We start from the raw sequence: 16232 nt of genomic DNA, 5'->3' as shown, positions 1-16232 counted from the left end.
GGAGTTCCGGGCAAATGGCGTTCGGCTAAACTGGGTCAGTGCATTCGTCCCGCCCGCGCCGCTTGTGCGCGTTTCAGCCGGATGCGGGGGGTATCGCGCACCGGCGTCGAGAGGCATTACATCGCGCCCGGCAAGCCGACCGAGAATGGCTTTGTGGAGAGTTTCAACGGCCGCCCGCGCGACGAGTGCGTCAACGAGACCATGTTCACGTCGATGGTGCACGCCAGGGCGGTGCTGGCCGCCTGGCGACACGACTACAACGCCGTCAGGCCGCACTCACTGCTCGGCGGGCGGACGCCAGCCCAGATCGTTGGCATCCCTTCCATCCTCAAGCATGAACCCAACGGGCTCTACGTCTGAGCGGTAACAAGACGGGGAGCGCGTCAGCGGCGCCCAATGGTCAGTCGACCCATGCTGGTTCCAGAGCCGCCGGAAACCAGAGCAAGTGGCTTTCCTATCGAACACATCTTCGCATGCGAAAATGCGAAAATGCGAAAATGTGACCTGTGCCATACTGGCGAATGAGCCATTGAAAGCTCGTGAGGGCAAGTGAACGGATGCCGAGTAAATGAGAGCCCGCGCGGCAGCGGGAGTTCGTCGAGCAATGCAGCATAGTCAGGATAGCCTGAGGGGGCTGGCGAAGCGCCACGGTGCAGCGTCATCACCATTACGCCGCCTGGCTTCATGAGCGTGGCGAGCTTCCGGAAGGCACGGGGTCGATCGGCAGGCGCGACGTGCTGCCAAACAGCTGACAGCAGCACGAGATCGTAGGCGAGCCCAAGCCCATGAACATGGTCAGCGATGGCAGGGCATCGCTCACCCACCGAATGCCGCGGCTACCATGCTTATCAACTGCAATCCTGTGCATTCCGGCAGCCAGCTCGGCCGCGACAACCTCACAGCCGAGAGAGGTCAAGGTCAAAGGACTCCGCTTCGAAACGCTGGAAGCGATTTGCCGGCACCTGGACTGCCAGCCGGGCGACCTTCTCGAATACGATCCCGATACCCCGCCCGATAGCTGAATGCGTGGCGGCTGGCCCGCACGCCCACCTTCAATGATGGAGAATCCTATGCGCCCGATTCCGGCGATTGCCGCGCCATGTCTGCTACTCGGCACCCAAGCCGGATCATCTGTGCTGCTGATGCCGGCGAGCAACGGTCATCTGGTCTTACGCGGCCAAGCATGACATCATGATCGTTGAGGAGTTTGCCGACGCTGGCCGTAGCGGCCAGACCGACAAGCGCCCTGAATTTCAACGGCTGGTGCAAAGGCCACCGCGCCCGATCATCCTGTGGATCTGGTGCTGATGTTCATATTCAGCCGTATGGCTAGAAACATGCGGTTGTTCTTCGATGTAGTGGGAAGGCTGGAGGACGCAGGTGTCGAGATCCGGTCGATCACACAGGATTTCGGCCGGGGGCGCGGTCAGCGGATCGCCCGGACGATAACGGCGATGATGAACGAGCAGCAGGCGCGCGATTCGGCGATCCTCACGCGGAAGAGCCGCAGGGAGAATGCGCGGCAAGGCTTCTACAATGGCGGTCCGGTGCCGTTTGTCTACCAAACCTATGTTGCCCGGCAGGACGGCAGGAAGGAACGGCGAAAGCTGGCGATCGTCGAAGCGGAAGCGGTGATCGTACGCCAGATCTTCGACTGGGCCGACGTCGGGCGTGGCGGGCGCTGGATCGTCAAGCAATTGAACGACGCGGGGCGAACACTCCGCGGTGCGAGGTTCGCAAACAGCAATGTCGCCCGCATTTCGGCGCGCGAGGTGTACACTGGCGTCTATCACGACCGTACCGCCGCCGACGACGGCGTTATCCCGGATCCGGAAGATGCCATCGCGGTTACCTGTCCGTCGATCATTGCTCGGGATCAGTTCGATCGCGTGGCCGCCATGCGGGCAACGCGCAATCCCAGGCGAATGGCACCGCATGTCGCCGCCAGCACCACGCTACTCACCGGGGTCGCCCGCTGCGGTATGCCCGGCTGTTCGAGCGGTATGACGATCCGCACCGGAAAAGGTGGTCGCTATACCTACTATGTCTGCAACGACCGGGTGAACCGTGGCGGCACCTGCGCCTGTCCGAGCATCCGGCGCGAGAAGCTGGATAGCCTGGTTTTGGATGCGATCGAGGCGAGGTTGCTGGCGCGAGATCGGTTGCGCACATTGCTCGCGGGCGTTCTCGATGTCTCTCAAAATCGGCAGGCGGAACGTGAGGCGGACCTGACTCGAAGCAGTTCGGAGCGGACGCGGCTCAACACCGCAATCAGCAACCTGCTGATCCTGATCGAAAAAGGGACGATGAGCGCGAGAGATCCCGCATTTGTCGAGCGCATGGCGGCGAACCGAGCGGCACTGGCCGCGGTATCAAGCCGGATCGATGTGCTGGAAGCGCAACTGGCGAAGGGCAAGCGCCGGATCGACGAGCAAACGATCGATCGTTTCGGGGACATGCTTCGCAAGAAGATGCGAAGCGACGACAGTTCGCTCCGTTCGTCTTACCTCAAGATGTTCGTCTCTAACGTCAGCGTGTCGGATCGCGAGGTGGTTATCTCGGAACCAGTCTCGAGCCTGGAGAATGGGGTGTCTGTTGGACTTCCCGCCAAAGAGGGCGCGGTGCCCATCTTTGACCGGGAGTGGTGCGCTTACAGGACTCGAACCTGTGACCCCCGCATTACGAAGACCCGGATCTTCTCGTAACTCCGCAGGATCTCGGAGATTTTTTGGCTGTTTTAACCCTCTATGACACTTGCAATGCTCACAATCTGAATCCTTGTGTCTCCGAATAGGCGCAAGCTCACAGTTCGCTAACGGCCTGTGACAATCGGCGGCCAAACAACACCGTTGCCCTCTTTTCCTCCCGATTGGACGCCCAGTCCGTCAATAACGGGAGAAATGACGATGACGGTGCTTTCCTCACTGACAATGGTGGCGTCTGACCGGGCCGCAATGCGGGTCCGTGGCATTGGGTCGATGCGGCAAAAACTGATCGATCGTATCGGCGACCAAATCGAGTTAGCAAAAGCTACTGAGGCCGGCTTGCCATTCCAGCGTATCAAATATCGGCGGGTCCGAGATTTGGAAAGCGAAGAGGTTACCGAAACTGCCGTCAAAACCCGCATTCGTCCTTGGTGGACGCAGGATAGAGACGGATCAGTTCTGCTATGGATCAAATACGGAAATCAGGTGCTGGAGTTGCAAAGGGGCAAGCCCGCTATACGAGTTGCCAGCGCAGCCGATTTGGTTGGGACTCTTGAGACCGTTCAGGCTGCAGTACGGGCTGGCGAACTCGACAAGGTTATTGAGGCGGCCGTCAACCAATTCAAAAAGCGCTTTAATAAATGAAATAGGAGGGGCTGTGCCCCTCCCAATCACCTGAAATCAGCTGACGCTACAGGTCCCCCTGGGCCATATGTCGTTAATTCGACAATCTTCTCGTCTTTGCGGAAAATCGAAACGCAGTACCCCTGTCCAGAGCCGGAGCATTCTTCAATCTCGGGATAGGGTTTGCATTCCTCCTCGCCGATTGAAGGGCAGGGGTCTTCAAAGCCACTGGATGGCACATACCCTTGATTGATGAGTAACCTTTTTGCGATTGGGTACTCCATATCCTCTTTGAGGCTCAATCCGGCCATAGTGTCAGATGACCCGGCCTGCTCATCAGCGACCGAGTTCGTCTCAGTTTGAGGTGCCGGCACGGCATTGGTTGGCGGAGCGTTATCCGACGGCTGTACCGATATAGGTGCGACAGCCTCTTTTGGTGGGGTGGGCGTCGGTCTGGTCACTGGTGCCTTTTGAGATACGACGAAAAGGGTGACCCCGATCCCCACGCACACCAAAACGAACAGCATACCAACAACGGCGTGAGAAGGGCTGCGCTTCATTCGAAGGTGTCCTCTCGCCATGCATGGATCGCTTCAACGAGTTCGACGTGGCGGTCATGTATCGAGATGATGGTAGCTGTCAGACCTATCAGCATGATCAGAACCGCGGCCACGGCCAAGCCACCAGCGACATAGATTCCCAAAACCCACTGGGGAATAGCGGCTGATGCACCGAGTTGTAGACCGCCAAATACGACGCCGATGATCAGGACGGCTAGGATGCCGAATATGAGATAGCGGTATAGATCGACAATGAAGCGCATATTGCCCCCTTTTTGAGGAGGGATCGCTGCCCCAACGTGTGGAGCGGAGACCCCGGAGCAGGGACCATCGCTTTTCTCGCCATCGGCCTCAACGATAAAATGACACGATTGGGGGACAGACCGTGGCGACCTTTTCCAGCCATTCGAGGCTATGGAATTGGTCCAACTCCTTGGCGTGAACGTACGTCTGCTTCGTCAGAAGCAAGGCCTGTCCCAAGAGGAGCTTGCGTTTAGGGCTGGTATGAAGCGCAGCTATCTGAGTGATCTCGAACGAGGCATTCGGAACCCATCTGTCTCCGCAATGGGCAGATTGGCATATGCTTTAGAGGTTGATCCGCGTGAGTTGCTTAACCCCCAATAAGGTAAAAACAACTATTATAGCGTGAGTTGATCTTTCTAAAGTAAAGTTGGTATTTTTTGCATGTATTGACCAGAGTGAGCTACGACGCTGACGGCCACATGGACTTGCGGCTTCGTTAAAGTCCCGTCGATCCGTTCAACGAAGGCCATAACCATGCAATTCTTGAGCCATGATCGCATTATCTTTGCGTAATATCGTGGAACATATCCGATGGGAATGCCTGACATTAGTATCCGCACCGCGTATGGGTCAAATTCATTATGATCATCGGGAACGAAATTCACCACTTGTTGAGTAATTGATGAAATTTCAAGATCCATTCCAGCATTGTACCGAAATCCAGCTACTTCCATTAAAAATAAATGGGGAGTGGTTTCAAATCGATAATCAATAGCACATTGAAAGCCATCGCCAGGAAGAGCGGCTCCGGTGTATCCAAGAAGTGCGAAATCGCTGATTGCAATACTGGTGGTTAGTCGATGCTTTTGAAGGTACTTTGAAAAATCTGCACGATTCCGGGCTGGTAGACGGCGAGAAAATACCTCTACCACATTGTAATGGTGAACCGGAGTATCAAGCTTGAAAGCGGGGTGTCCGGTAAATCCTGCGGCAACTGCTTCATAAAAATCTTCTGTATAATAATTGTATGACAGACATACCTTGTCAAACGCCCTAATCAATTCTCCAACGACAAACCTTTTGCGGATTATAGGATTTCCAGATTGCCAGATGAGCATAAGCCTATTCGGCTCAATGGCGTAGGTTATTTCAAACATTGTCTATTGCCATAAATGCGTTCCGCAGTAGCTCGGTGCGGCGTACAACCACATTCCTTATCGCTGCGGCGCGGTTTTGCGTGAGGGGGTGAGGAGACGGAAATTCAACGAATTGCATCATCTCCGCGGAAAAAATTGCTTCGTCCCAACAAAGGCATCGGGTCATGGCTGGCCGCAATGCCGTTCGATGCTGATAGAGCGCCGTAACAAGATCAAGGTGGGGAGCCTGTCTTTGGTCATCTATTTCGAACCGCATATGGTGCCTGCCACGATTTATATAAGCATCTAGCCTTGCTGGAACGTTAAACATATCCAGCTTTTCTTCCATAATCTCGTGTAGGAGAGATGTTCCATTATCAAAAGCTGGGGAAAATCGAGGAATCATCTTTTGGTTTCGATCTGCTCGCCAAAGAACGCCCCAATTATCCTGATGCCTATCCGTATTTCCAATTATTGCATCGAAGGTGAGCATTTTCGCCCAGTGTTCCCAGTAATCTACGCCAAAAAGCTGCCTGAACCGGGTAACAAGAAAACCGATATGCTTGAGGTTGTGCTGCTTGCCAGTTTTTAGGTCATATTCCTCTATCCGGCGAACCATGTAATTCCCGCCAGGTACATACAAACTGTGGGTTTCTGGTGCTGCTTCGGGAATATCAGGGTCGTGGCCCAGGGTATGAGAAACCGCAGATGTCTCAGCCTCTAAAAAATCCTTTTCGATTTCAAAGCCATAGAACCACGATATTAGCGTTCCGGGGAGGCCCGTTGTTGGATCTTCCGCATAAAAGCATTGTGGAACGGACACCGACATAAGCTGGCCGAGCAACCCTGCTATCATCTCAGACCAAAATTGAACTGGGTAACGAGGGTTTGAAAACTTCATGAGATAGCGGTGGCCGGGAATGATCCGGCCATCCTCAGGCGCTTCAGGGGCTATCAATGCATATTTATCGCGTGCACCTTCGGGAAACGGCGAAAACTCACCGTCTTGCTCCCAACCTCGGATATCCACCGCCTGCATGATGCACCTTTGCGACATTTATGGCGGTGGGGGAAGCTCCGGGAAGCCGTTCGGCTCCGGATCGCATATCGCCGTTACCTCATGCTCTGCAATACATCGACGTTCATCTCAGCTGTAAGGTGCCTTGCATAAAAGCGATCGATCATTTCGACGCTCGTTCGGGCATTTCGCGCAAGGGTCAGCAGGCACATATCTTTGCCCTTAATGAGGCGGAACATGATCGCCGAATGTCGGAGGGAGTACAGAGTACGGGTTTCGCCTGAGGCTGATTCATACAGTCCCGCTGATCGCAGCACGACCCTTAGCTGGCGGCCAAGGTTGCGGATCACGAATGTACGGTTCTTATATTTTGGCATGAATACGAAGTCGTCTGGGTTGCCATAGCCCGCCTCTTTCCCCGCTTTGAGCAGCTTCTCATATACCGGCACGGCGTTGGGCATCGACACGACCGGCGTGTTGACGGTTTTGCTAAAGTCCGTGGAAATTCGAAGATATTGGGTGTCTTTCGTCCGCACGATCTCAACGTGACGGTGACGAAGCTGCTTTGCGTCCGATGGGCGTAGAAACGTGTTTACCGAAAACGTACAAAAGCGGCGCAATTCGTCTGTAATTTTGTAGCCATAAACCTTGGTTTTGGCATCCTCATGGTGTTTGCAGGCCTTCAACAGGTTTTGATATTCCTTGAGAGAGAACCACCCTCTAACCTGCTGCTTTAGACTGACCTTGGGCATGATGGGAACGTGGTCGATCGAGCCAGCACGGGCCGCAGCTTGAAGCGTTTTACTCACAAGCACGAGGATCATTTTGATCGTCGCAGGCGATAGGTCTTTATCTCTGAGTTCTTCGACAAACTCTTCAAGAACCGGGGTTTTGATCCGTCGCACATCGAGGCTGCCGAGCGGAGCATCACAATGGCATCGGAGGATGCGACGTTGGTCCTCCGCCAAGCGGGGATTCTTTTCGCCTCGGGCTATCCGCCGTTCGTCGGCGGCAATCACTTCCTCAGCAAACTTGCGGAATGAGTTGTCTCCACGGGTGGGCTTGGCGGGGACGTTCAGCTTGTCCGATATGGCCTGCGCATCAACCCGAGCTTTTGCAATGTCGTCGGTTTTTAGCGAACGGGATGTCTGTCGTCCGTCTCGACGATAGCGGACATAGTGATAAGGTGATCCGACGGTTTGCGTCAGTGTGACGTTTCCAATCCTTTCTGTGAGCATGAGTGAATATCTCCATGGGGTAGGCGCCGGACGACATTTTTAACTGTCTCGGCATAAAATCGGCCTCCCTTCGCTGTGGGGATGCCGAGTGTGTTGAGGTGGCGAGCAATCGCCGAATATGACCGTCCTTGGTCAACCAGCGGCTGGACAACGGGGGCTAGCGATCTGGCGTGGTCGATAGCCTGTTGGCGGTGTTTCGCTGCAAGGGCTGTGGCGTTCGAGCCTAGACGTACGCCACGCTTCTTGGCTTCAGCTAGGGCAAGCCGGGTCCGCTCAGAAATCATCCGTCGCTCCTCCTGTGCAAGGGCGGCGAAGATATGAAGCTGAAAGTCTGATGCGTGAGGCATATCGGCAACGACTAGCCCGACGCCCTGCTCCATAATGCCAGCGATGAAGCTGACCTTGCGGGAAAACCGATCAAGCTTGGCGATCAGAACCTTGGCATCGAGCCTTTTGGCGGCAGCAATCGCCTGCCACAGTATGTCTCGGGTGTCCGACTTCCCGGACTGAACCTCTATATGCTCCCCTAAAACCTGATCATTGTCACCTAGGAATCGCTCGACAAGCGCCTTTTGTGCGGCAAGCCCTAAGCCTGATCGCCCCTGGGCTGCTGTCGATACTCGATAATAGGCTATGTACCTCGCCATCCTCGGGCTCCGTCAAAGGCAAACGTTGGTTTGTCGTGGACGGGTTCAGGCAAATAAAGAGGCAAGGCAACGATGGCAGCAGCTCATCATTCCCCAAAAAAAGCGTCTAAAGTTGGACCGGGCGCAGGTGGCGTGTACGGGGTGACGATTAGGTCCTTGTTGCCAAGACGCGCCTCCTGAAGCGTCCGGGCGCTACCCCAAGCGTGCATCCTGCCGCACGTTCGACAATTGACCTTATAACGCTGATAGTGACCTTCGGGCATCTCCTGCCACTCTGTTTTGTCCGGGTGTCCACACTTAAGCATTAATCGGATCTGCCTTGCAGGGGTGCAGGATAAGGGCTTAATTTTTGTGTTCGAGAAGCGTCTGATCGTTGCCGAAGCGGAGGTTCTACTCCACTTAGCACCCAATCGATTTTTACCGAGGGCATTATGGGTTTCCTGCATGCTCTATGCACGGTTCCATCAACGGGGGGCGCGGCAGGCGATAATCTACATTGGTATTGCTCTCCCACCGATCCAGTTCGACCATCGAACCCGTCACCGACGGCAAATGCAAACCAGCGCTGGAAAACATTGCCTCCCGTCCTCTGACTCTTTCTCTGGCCGAGTATCCGATGGTGTATTGAAGCCAAGTCGAGCCTGCATAAAGATCATAAATTGGGCGGACGTCATCATAGCTAACGATCCACGGTATCCCGCGCAATTCTCGAACGGCTTCTGCTACACCTGCGTGATCGTCATGTTTGTAAAAGTTGGGGTACAGGTCTGGCCCCTTATCGAAGTACGGTGGGTCCAGATACACAAGCGTTCTAGCGCTCCAATTTGGAGACTCTGAGCGAAGAAATTCGACGGCATCCATGTTAGTAACGCTGATTCGACGACGCATTCTTGCAATACGCTGAATGCGATCAATAAGCTCTTCCTTGTTATACCGAGCATCTAGCTTCCATTGACCAGACTGGGATTTTCCACCAATCATTCCACCGTTCAGAATACCAGATCTGTTTGTACGATTTAGGAAAAACATAGCGAAAGCGGTGTCAATTTCGCTAAGACCTGATCGACTCATGAACGTTTCTTTGACTCGAGCCCTCGTTTCTACTGTAACGGGTGTCTCGCGGATCAAGCGTATAAATTCATCAGTTTGATTTAAAACACTTTTCCAAAAAGCATATATAGGCCAGCTGACATCATTAATGGCGACGTTACGGACAACTCCAGTCAGTAAGAGTTCCCATGCAACCGCCGCGCCGCCAGCATAAGGTTCAACGTAAAGCCCGTCTGATAACTTGTTCGATTTCACCACATCTGCAACGAATGCGGCAAGCTTTCCCTTGCCGCCTGGATACCGAAGGGGTGAAAATCGCCCGCTCGGGATTGGCCTTGATGATCGATCGTTGCTCATGAAGGTGAACCATAAACTGCGATGAAGAGTGGAATACATGCGTCCCAAGCCGCTCGCAGTGAGTCGGCTGCAGGGATCACGTATCTGCCGTGGTGATAGTCATTTAGTGCCTGGATAGAGCTTTTATCTTTCGTGTCCCCTAGCACCCGCTTAGCCGCCCGCAAATCCTGACCGGACGCGGTTTTAGCCGCAATTAGGTGTGCGATCACGGTCTCGGCCCTGCGGTGTAGTTCAATTGGTTTGATTCCCTCCTGACGGGGAATGCTATGTACGGTCATGTAGGTGTCTACGGTATGCTCGATGAACGCACGAAGCACGTAAGCCGCTGATAATGGATAGGTCGCCGTATTAAGCCGCGACGCCTCGTAAACGAGCCGCTGCCCTTTCGTGGTTTCAGGTTGTTTAAAAGGATGCTTCTTTTCGGCAAGCGTCTGTCGTGGGCGGGTTGCCTGTGTGGTCTTCGTGGTACTTGCTGCAGTTTTCTTCGTTGCGGCCGCATTATTGGGTTTGGCGATGTTGACATCGCGAAAGCGTTGAGGCGTACTATTTTGCTTACCCTCACCCTTTAACTTTGCCGGTAATTGTTCGATGTAACCTTCAATCTCTTCGGCTGTGTTGTATGTTCGCGTGTTTATTTTCTTATCACGAATATCGACGAAGATTTTTTCGAGCAAAGCTAGGACAATGTCGGGAGATGCCGTGAAATAAGGAACTTTGCTGTCATCGGTCTCAGTTGTAACTGTCAAGCCGATGAGCTTCCGGAAAGCCTTGTTGCTCAGAAAGCGGTTAAGAGAACTCGAATTATTTTCGACGGCTTTCTTTGTGGCTGCCCAATCCGTAGGAATTATCGACGTATTTCGTTCCAGAAAACCGATGACATCGAGATTGGTATGGTCACGTTGGAAGCGCTCGATCTCAAGCGGGCCCCATACGAGCCGTCCTTCGCCACCTAAATCGCGCCCATGTCGGCGAGCAATCCAAAGGTCGGCACTTTTCCTGTCATCAAACAGGACGCATTCCACGTCGGATATCGTACCTGGTGTGTAACCCGCAGCTGCTGTCGTTAGCATCTTCACTTCGGCGTCAGTTAGACCGATGCCCTTCAAAACCGATGGCTCGCTGAGGACCCGCAGTGCGGCTAGGCGCCTGTTGCCGTCAACGACAATGAAAGAGGTTTCGTCCTCATCGTCCGCCAATACGTAGAAGGCGTCGCCTGGATCGAGACCATTGTCTTTGATGCTTGTCATCAGCGTGCGGAAATATCCGGGTCCAATGTCGATCAGAGATTTCAACGCCCCCAGTTGGGTTTCTGCCTCGACGAGACGCGGATTCTGCAGGTCCAGCTGCAAATCCTCTAACGGTGCTTCGAATTTCTCCATCAGGATGCTCCTCCCCTCCGGCCGTCATAGAAGCTGAACAGAGTAAGAGAGGCAATACAGATTCGAACGGAGCTCGAATCCTACATAATTATTATTAGTTACGATGAGAGAAGGGTAGCCTTCAAAACCGGTAGATCCGATTTGGACCTTTGTCTCGAAATCGATCCTCTGTCGCAAATAGAGATGTTGGACGGGATGTACGAGGGCGAGCGTGATGGAAATATTATACCATGCTTTGTCGCCTGACTATCGCGCTAACATGGTATGCCGGGCCCGCGAGCCGTGAAAAAACGACAACCGACCGAGGGATTCTTGCCGTTGTAACGTACGCTTTGGGGGAGTGAACCCGCTGACCGCTTTCGAGCCACGATCGGTGCGAGTCGATGTCTTACCAAGGGCTAAAATAGGGATTCGACGGCTCCGCCGTGGTGAAGCAGTAATCAGTCGTTTTGCATCGAGGCTGGAATCATAGTGGAAATTCTTTGTTGGCCAACCGTGCGCGTAGCGCTAGCCGAGCTGCCAATGACTGCTCAAAACTCGGCGCAGGGTAGGCGATGATTTGCCAGATGCAAACATAAGGGAACGGACCGGACGCGGTTTAAACCTAATGTTTAGAAATCGGGGACCCCTTCAGGAGGAAGAAATTCCGGATTGCATCCGAAGTCCGCGCTGGTGATCCGCCGAATGCGGAAGGATTCCAACTCGTACTCGAGTGCGGGATCAGGCTCTTTTGCGGCGGGCATTGAAAGAAGAAAATCGAAATCCGACCGGCTGGAGGGGGCTTCGGCATCATGTCCGCCTACGACTTGCCCTGCTTCTCCAAAGAGAACGAGGTTGTGGCCGCCCGGCCGTTGCGCGGACCGAAATACCAAGCCCTCGATCCGTTGTTCAACTCCGCGATACTGTATGGGGAGCTTAGTAAGGAATTCTGCTACGACCTGCGTCGGGACGTACTCAAGATTCGTGTCGTCAGGCAGAACCGGTCTGCTGATCTCCTGCTGAAAACTCTGCATGAAAGCCCACTGTGTCGTTCGAGCAGCGTAGTTTTTTGCGAAGATATCGATATTGCGTCCTGGGCGCTCGAACCTCGTAAAATCGAGCACATGGACCGGTCGCCGCAAGCGAAATGACGCTAAGCATACCAAGCCGCCAACCAAAGGCCTTAGTTCCGCAAGACAGGTTGGATCGTCGAAAGCGGCGTAGAACGCACCAATACCCGCAGCGTTCATTCGACCTGCGTTCCGAAGATGCTTTGGTGGTGGACCAAGGAATCGACTGGGATCAGCTGCCCATTCTCTAGCTACCTCGATACTTCGTACGCCCCGTGCTCGCTGTAATAGAGTCCCAGGTTCCAACGCGTAAAAGGCAGGTTGCTTGTTCTCGTCGGACAGATAATGAACATTGCTGAAAATCTCGACGAGCAAACGTTTTGCTCCGTCGTTAAAAAATCTATATTCATGAGCGATCGAGTGGCGAAAATCGCTCCATAGCCCGCTTTGAACCCATCCATTTGGCTCGACTAAGCTATACTGGAAGTCTTCAGTATAAAAAGGCGTATCTCCGTCACGCTCGTCATAAACATCTTCGTCAATCAATGTGGAGCATAGAATGTCAATGATACTATCATTCACCGGTTCAGCTAGATCATGAAGAAGGCCGTGTAGATCGTATGCAGCTATGATGGATGGTGGTTGAAAGGACAATTCGTAGTTTGCTCTCAAGGCTGAATCTATAATCCCAGCAACTTCAGAAACTGGAAGGCCTTTACGTGTTGGATGGTAGCTGCAGTTAGGCGTCTGGCGGTTTCGGCGTAGATCGAGCACTCTCTGTCGGAGGTATTTGTTATTGAAGCAGTAAGGACAGAGGTGGGTCATGCCCCTATTTTACATTTGGAACCCACGCTGTCGACCCCATCGATTGGAATCCGGTACGAGCCAATTGTCGACTGCCCATTGGGCCCGATTGTACGGAACTTCGGCCTGTCCGTAGCCCTCCGTCAAGTCTCACATCAGCACAATAACCGTAGCTGATTCCCTCCTCAGCCGATCGATCGTCGGCAGGTCATTTAATCGCTCGCCCTCAAACACCTCAACTTTCCGAAACGTAGCGGCTTGAAGGGCCCGGATCAGCTCCGCCTTCGTTTTTGGGCTGATGGATTTCGTCAGCATCATGCCGAAGCGCCATTCGCCGTAAAAGTCGGATTTAAACGGTTTCTAACCGTCTCTGACCACTGTCTGGGCTGCTCCATCGTTCCGGATGAGTTTTGGAGCTCTGCGAGCGCTTTAAGCTGCTTATTCAGCCTAGCCTCCTTCTCTGCCTCTAAAACGAATTTACGGCCTGAAGAGGCTATCCGCTGCTTCATCATTTCCGTAAGAACTTGTGTACGATTTTTTCCAGATAGGAAGCATATTCTATCAAATGCCTCTACCGTACTAACCGATACTAAAAAGTTTATTAAGCATTTGTCGGATTTTACACTCATTTCCTAACCTGATTGTTAAATTTAATATATTTATCAGTATGAGTTGTTGTGTTGATTTCAAATATATTGATTTAGGTCTCACTTCGTGAGATCGCCTACGGCGAATTTGTTAAATATATAATCTATATAGAATTTGAATATATATTCATTAGAAGTGTTTTAGACACACTTTTAAATCAAGGTTCGAATAGCTGAATTTCGAACCAAGGTGGTGTGTGTCTGAAGAGAGAGCTTTCTGAAAGGGGTTTATACCCGTCGATCAGGATTGTAATAGTTCATCCAATCTACGGCATCGGCGTAGTTGGGCTTGTCACGAAGCTTCGTCATGTAAAATAGAAAACCGTCATCGGCTTGAGATTGGATATCAATCTCTCGGTAGCCCCATTGGGTTTTTAGCCACGTTTCACGGATCATTACCGGAAACTCATCCACGAATTCGCCTACCGGGCAGTCAATCAAGGCATGGTAGTGAAGGCGTTTGCCATTTCCCCCTTCTATAACGGGGATCATGGGGAGTCTCTGGCCAAAACGCTTGGCTGGGGTGCCAAGGATCTTCTTGCTCAAAATCGCATGAAAATGTGAGAGGTTTTGGGCCGCCTTCCTGTTATCGAGAAAGGTCATGGCAAATTGGCGGCCATTAGCTACGGGAATTCCCTGCTTCATCGTCAACGTCACGGCATGAGGGGCTCGCCAGTGGTCAATCTGGGCAAACTCTCGAATTGATGACTGATATTTGATGGCTTGGGCTCGGTTCATGGTCCTCGGGTGTGGGTAAAGAAGGTGTATAGATTTGGTATTTATACACCGGGCAATAAAAAAGCCGGCATTTCAGCCAGCTTTTTATATAAAAATATGCAATAAGTTGGTTAGTGGGTCGAACGATTGTCGATAACCTCCATTGGCTGACCGTTGTAGATCGGCAAAATGGCGATGGGGTCGCATTCCATTCCTATCACATAATAGCTGGATTCTGTTGGCGTGAACGGCTGGCTAAGCTCACAAAAGGCATACATCGGACCCGATGGATACGGAATGCCGGTGTCGGCATTTCTATCGAACACCAGTTGATAGGAGTACCATTTGGTCCCGTCTGGATCGACGACTAAGGGGAGTTCAACGACGATAGGTTGCATGCACTGATCGGTGGCGGCTGTTTTTGCCAGCGTCTTCTGCTTCAATGGCTTAGCTTTCATCGTGCAATCTCCTTAGAAATTGCAGAGCTATGGCTGGCGAAAGAGGGTGCCATTGGCTGACGGTCAGATGGCAAATCGATAGAGCTATGAAGCTCCATGACGTTTCCATCTGAAGTTGTCATGGTGTGGGAAACGTGCACGTACGATGTATGTGAGTGTTGTAGTTCGGCATTATTAAAATACATAAATGTGGAATGTCCTTATTAAGGTTATGAGTCGATTACTCTCCTTCGTCTTACCAAATATATGCCTGCAAAGCAAGAAAATGTGCCAAAACATGCGGTTTTGCACGCGTAAATTAGTCAATAATTACAATGACTTGGGGAGCTAAAAGAATATTGGTGGAATGCTGATCTCAAGCTCATTGGTCAGTCGGACTGGGTGCCGATTGTGGTTGGCTGCGTTCGAGATTTGAGGCGTTTAGCCGACGGCACATTGCACGGGACCGTCACCGGAGCATCAAACAACCGGGTTTTTGGGGGTGAGGCCAGAAAATGGCCTATTCTCAATAACTTATAGATGGTGCCGCTTACAGGACTCGAACCTGTGACCCCCGCATTACGAATGCGATGCTCTACCAGCTGAGCTAAAGCGGCCCGTCTCGTGAACCGGCTGGTGTCCGGTCAGGTGGGGGCGCTTAACAGGTCGTTGGGGGGCTGGCAAGCGGCTTTGCGATCTTCATCTGTGGTTAACTATGTCGGGGCATGACAGGAGCATGACCAGGAAGACCGTCATGGACCGCGAACCGCAAAACCCCCGGAATCCCGTTCCGGCTCGTACGGCGGGCGAGATCGCGGGCGGGGCGGAGGACGCGCTGTCGCGGCTGGGCGGGGTGGAGCGGCGGCTTCATGCGCGGGCCTATCATCACTGGGTTTCGCTGTCGGGGGAGGCGCGGTTTCCCTCGATCCGGGCGCTCGATACCGAGGCGATCGGCGATTTCGCGGCCAACTCGGTGCTGCTCGATTTTCGCGGCGACCGGATCGATCCGGCTATCGCCTATATCGGCCAGGCCCTGCGCGAGGAATGCGGGACGGCGGCGCGACCGACTCGGATCGGGGACTTGCCCGAGGAGTCGTTGCTGGCGCGGCTGACCCGGCATTTCGACCATGTGCTGGCCGATCAGGTTCCGGCCGGGTTCGAGGCCGAGTTCGTCAACACGCGCGGGCGCATGACGCTGTATCGCGGCATATTGCTGCCCTATTCGTCCGATGGATTGATGATCGACTTCATCCACGGCGTCCTGAGTTGGAAGGAACTGGCCGACCCGCTGTTGCAGGCGGCGCTGGATTCGGAGCTGATGGATTCCGCCGGAGAGGGGATCAAGCCGCCGCCGCCGGGTTCGGCCGCCGCGCTGTGGAACGGGCCGCCAGCCCCCGGCGGTGAGGAACCCGAAGCTATCGCTAACATATCATGGCCGACCGATGCACAGCCGGGGACACCCGTCGTCATGGTCGGACGCGTCGCCGAGGATGGTAGCGTTTCCATCACCGGGACGGTGGTCGGCGACGCGCGCTTGGCCGAAAGGGTATTGCGCGCTTCGCAATGAAAATTGCGCTGCGGCGCAACATCTTTTCTCTTGTGGCAAAGGGTTGAGCGCCGC

Annotated in this window: 18 protein-coding genes, 1 tRNA gene and 1 pseudogene; 6 read left to right on the top strand and 14 right to left on the bottom strand. The window is 53.4% G+C overall.

The genetic code is table 11. The features are described from left to right. Positions 1-105 precede the first annotated feature (105 nt). Positions 106-367, top strand: a pseudogene (locus ACQR50_RS17015) (integrase core domain-containing protein); the annotation flags it as partial. Positions 368-383: 16 nt separating this feature from the next. On the opposite strand, the gene ACQR50_RS17010 reads toward ACQR50_RS17015, so the two are convergent. After that, positions 384-761 carry a hypothetical protein gene (locus tag ACQR50_RS17010; protein ID WP_428969218.1) on the bottom strand — a complete coding sequence of 126 codons (378 nt, stop codon included), beginning with the start codon at positions 759-761 and terminating at the stop codon, positions 384-386. Positions 762-785: 24 nt separating this feature from the next. On the opposite strand from ACQR50_RS17010, the gene ACQR50_RS17005 reads away from it, so the two are divergent. The 3 genes from ACQR50_RS17005 (at position 786) to ACQR50_RS16995 (ending at position 3350) form a co-directional block, all read left to right on the top strand. After that, positions 786-1022 (top strand): helix-turn-helix domain-containing protein, encoded by a 237-nt coding sequence (locus ACQR50_RS17005; RefSeq protein ID WP_428969217.1) that lies wholly within the window; start codon positions 786-788, stop codon positions 1020-1022. A gap of 315 nt (positions 1023-1337) precedes the next feature. Continuing rightward, entirely contained in the window at positions 1338-2705 is a 1368-nt protein-coding gene (locus ACQR50_RS17000) for a recombinase zinc beta ribbon domain-containing protein (RefSeq protein WP_428969216.1), read from the top strand. Positions 2706-2900: 195 nt separating this feature from the next. Beyond that, positions 2901-3350: a DUF6641 family protein gene (locus tag ACQR50_RS16995; protein WP_428969215.1), complete on the top strand. Its 450-nt coding sequence runs from the start codon at positions 2901-2903 to the stop codon at positions 3348-3350. 26 nt (positions 3351-3376) lie between these two features. Here the strand turns inward: ACQR50_RS16995 and ACQR50_RS16990 are convergent, their stop codons facing one another. Beyond that, the gene (locus ACQR50_RS16990; protein WP_428969214.1) at positions 3377-3889 is read right to left on the bottom strand and encodes a hypothetical protein; all 513 of its coding nucleotides are present in this window, start codon (positions 3887-3889) and stop codon (positions 3377-3379) included. Then, entirely contained in the window at positions 3886-4152 is a 267-nt protein-coding gene (locus ACQR50_RS16985; protein ID WP_428969213.1) for a hypothetical protein, read from the bottom strand. The genes ACQR50_RS16990 and ACQR50_RS16985 overlap by 4 nt, the downstream gene beginning before the upstream one ends. 151 nt (positions 4153-4303) lie before the next feature. Here ACQR50_RS16985 and ACQR50_RS16980 point away from each other — a divergent pair, with 151 nt between their 5' ends. Next, positions 4304-4513 carry a helix-turn-helix domain-containing protein gene (locus ACQR50_RS16980; RefSeq protein ID WP_428969212.1) on the top strand — a complete coding sequence of 70 codons (210 nt, stop codon included), beginning with the start codon at positions 4304-4306 and terminating at the stop codon, positions 4511-4513. Positions 4514-4548: 35 nt separating this feature from the next. Here ACQR50_RS16980 and ACQR50_RS16975 read toward each other — a convergent pair whose 3' ends face one another. The 11 genes from ACQR50_RS16975 to ACQR50_RS16925 form a co-directional block, all read right to left on the bottom strand. Then, the gene (locus ACQR50_RS16975; protein ID WP_428969211.1) at positions 4549-5289 is read right to left on the bottom strand and encodes an HIRAN domain-containing protein; all 741 of its coding nucleotides are present in this window, start codon (positions 5287-5289) and stop codon (positions 4549-4551) included. Beyond that, complete coding sequence (locus ACQR50_RS16970) at positions 5282-6307, bottom strand: hypothetical protein (RefSeq protein ID WP_428969210.1); 1026 nt, start codon at positions 6305-6307, stop codon at positions 5282-5284. The genes ACQR50_RS16975 and ACQR50_RS16970 overlap by 8 nt, the downstream gene beginning before the upstream one ends. 74 nt (positions 6308-6381) lie before the next feature. Continuing rightward, positions 6382-7524 (bottom strand): hypothetical protein, encoded by a 1143-nt coding sequence (locus tag ACQR50_RS16965; RefSeq protein ID WP_428969209.1) that lies wholly within the window; start codon positions 7522-7524, stop codon positions 6382-6384. Continuing rightward, positions 7491-8171, bottom strand: a complete 681-nt coding sequence (locus tag ACQR50_RS16960) for a recombinase family protein (protein WP_428969208.1) — start codon at positions 8169-8171, stop codon at positions 7491-7493. The genes ACQR50_RS16965 and ACQR50_RS16960 overlap by 34 nt, the downstream gene beginning before the upstream one ends. A gap of 429 nt (positions 8172-8600) precedes the next feature. Further along, positions 8601-9578 carry a DNA adenine methylase gene (locus tag ACQR50_RS16955; RefSeq protein WP_428969207.1) on the bottom strand — a complete coding sequence of 326 codons (978 nt, stop codon included), beginning with the start codon at positions 9576-9578 and terminating at the stop codon, positions 8601-8603. Continuing rightward, positions 9575-10957 (bottom strand): hypothetical protein, encoded by a 1383-nt coding sequence (locus ACQR50_RS16950; RefSeq protein ID WP_428969206.1) that lies wholly within the window; start codon positions 10955-10957, stop codon positions 9575-9577. Before ACQR50_RS16950 ends, ACQR50_RS16955 begins: the two co-directional genes overlap by 4 nt. A 611-nt stretch (positions 10958-11568) precedes the next feature. After that, positions 11569-12552: an RES family NAD+ phosphorylase gene (locus ACQR50_RS16945; RefSeq protein ID WP_428969205.1), complete on the bottom strand. Its 984-nt coding sequence runs from the start codon at positions 12550-12552 to the stop codon at positions 11569-11571. A gap of 408 nt (positions 12553-12960) precedes the next feature. Next, positions 12961-13128, bottom strand: a complete 168-nt coding sequence (locus ACQR50_RS16940) for a hypothetical protein (RefSeq protein WP_428969204.1) — start codon at positions 13126-13128, stop codon at positions 12961-12963. Between the two features lie 557 nt (positions 13129-13685). After that, complete coding sequence (locus ACQR50_RS16935; RefSeq protein ID WP_428969203.1) at positions 13686-14195, bottom strand: hypothetical protein; 510 nt, start codon at positions 14193-14195, stop codon at positions 13686-13688. A 110-nt stretch (positions 14196-14305) separates the two neighbouring features. Further along, the gene (locus ACQR50_RS16930; RefSeq protein WP_428969202.1) at positions 14306-14632 is read right to left on the bottom strand and encodes a hypothetical protein; all 327 of its coding nucleotides are present in this window, start codon (positions 14630-14632) and stop codon (positions 14306-14308) included. A 520-nt stretch (positions 14633-15152) separates the two neighbouring features. Next, positions 15153-15228, bottom strand: a tRNA-Thr gene (locus ACQR50_RS16925). A 119-nt stretch (positions 15229-15347) separates the two neighbouring features. On the opposite strand from ACQR50_RS16925, the gene ACQR50_RS16920 reads away from it, so the two are divergent. Then, on the top strand, positions 15348-16178 hold the full coding sequence (locus ACQR50_RS16920) for a hypothetical protein (RefSeq protein WP_428969201.1): 831 nt from the start codon (positions 15348-15350) through the stop codon (positions 16176-16178). Positions 16179-16232 lie beyond the last annotated feature (54 nt).

It is taken from the genome of Sphingomonas sp. Xoc002 (assembly GCF_050408055.1).
Classification (GTDB): Bacteria; Pseudomonadota; Alphaproteobacteria; order Sphingomonadales; family Sphingomonadaceae; genus Sphingomonas; species Sphingomonas yabuuchiae.
Note: the sequence above shows the minus strand (reverse complement) of the source record. Positions and strands in the feature narration are given on the sequence as shown.

Excerpts from the sequence above, each read along its gene's own strand:
- ACQR50_RS16950 (WP_428969206.1), bottom strand. The coding sequence starts at position 10,957 with ATGGAGAAATTCGAAGCACCGTTAGAGGATTTGCAGCTGGACCTGCAG.
- ACQR50_RS16935 (WP_428969203.1), bottom strand. The coding sequence starts at position 14,195 with ATGAACCGAGCCCAAGCCATCAAATATCAGTCATCAATTCGAGAGTTT.
- ACQR50_RS16965 (WP_428969209.1), bottom strand. The coding sequence starts at position 7,524 with ATGCTCACAGAAAGGATTGGAAACGTCACACTGACGCAAACCGTCGGA.
- ACQR50_RS16960 (WP_428969208.1), bottom strand. The coding sequence starts at position 8,171 with ATGGCGAGGTACATAGCCTATTATCGAGTATCGACAGCAGCCCAGGGG.
- ACQR50_RS16955 (WP_428969207.1), bottom strand. The coding sequence starts at position 9,578 with ATGAGCAACGATCGATCATCAAGGCCAATCCCGAGCGGGCGATTTTCA.
- ACQR50_RS16930 (WP_428969202.1), bottom strand. The coding sequence starts at position 14,632 with ATGAAAGCTAAGCCATTGAAGCAGAAGACGCTGGCAAAAACAGCCGCC.
- ACQR50_RS16920 (WP_428969201.1), top strand. The coding sequence starts at position 15,348 with ATGACCAGGAAGACCGTCATGGACCGCGAACCGCAAAACCCCCGGAAT.
- ACQR50_RS17000 (WP_428969216.1), top strand. The coding sequence starts at position 1,338 with ATGCGGTTGTTCTTCGATGTAGTGGGAAGGCTGGAGGACGCAGGTGTC.
- ACQR50_RS16975 (WP_428969211.1), bottom strand. The coding sequence starts at position 5,289 with ATGTTTGAAATAACCTACGCCATTGAGCCGAATAGGCTTATGCTCATC.
- ACQR50_RS16995 (WP_428969215.1), top strand. The coding sequence starts at position 2,901 with ATGACGATGACGGTGCTTTCCTCACTGACAATGGTGGCGTCTGACCGG.
- ACQR50_RS16940 (WP_428969204.1), bottom strand. The coding sequence starts at position 13,128 with ATGATGCTGACGAAATCCATCAGCCCAAAAACGAAGGCGGAGCTGATC.
- ACQR50_RS16970 (WP_428969210.1), bottom strand. The coding sequence starts at position 6,307 with ATGCAGGCGGTGGATATCCGAGGTTGGGAGCAAGACGGTGAGTTTTCG.
- ACQR50_RS17005 (WP_428969217.1), top strand. The coding sequence starts at position 786 with ATGAACATGGTCAGCGATGGCAGGGCATCGCTCACCCACCGAATGCCG.
- ACQR50_RS16985 (WP_428969213.1), bottom strand. The coding sequence starts at position 4,152 with ATGCGCTTCATTGTCGATCTATACCGCTATCTCATATTCGGCATCCTA.
- ACQR50_RS16980 (WP_428969212.1), top strand. The coding sequence starts at position 4,304 with ATGGAATTGGTCCAACTCCTTGGCGTGAACGTACGTCTGCTTCGTCAG.
- ACQR50_RS16990 (WP_428969214.1), bottom strand. The coding sequence starts at position 3,889 with ATGAAGCGCAGCCCTTCTCACGCCGTTGTTGGTATGCTGTTCGTTTTG.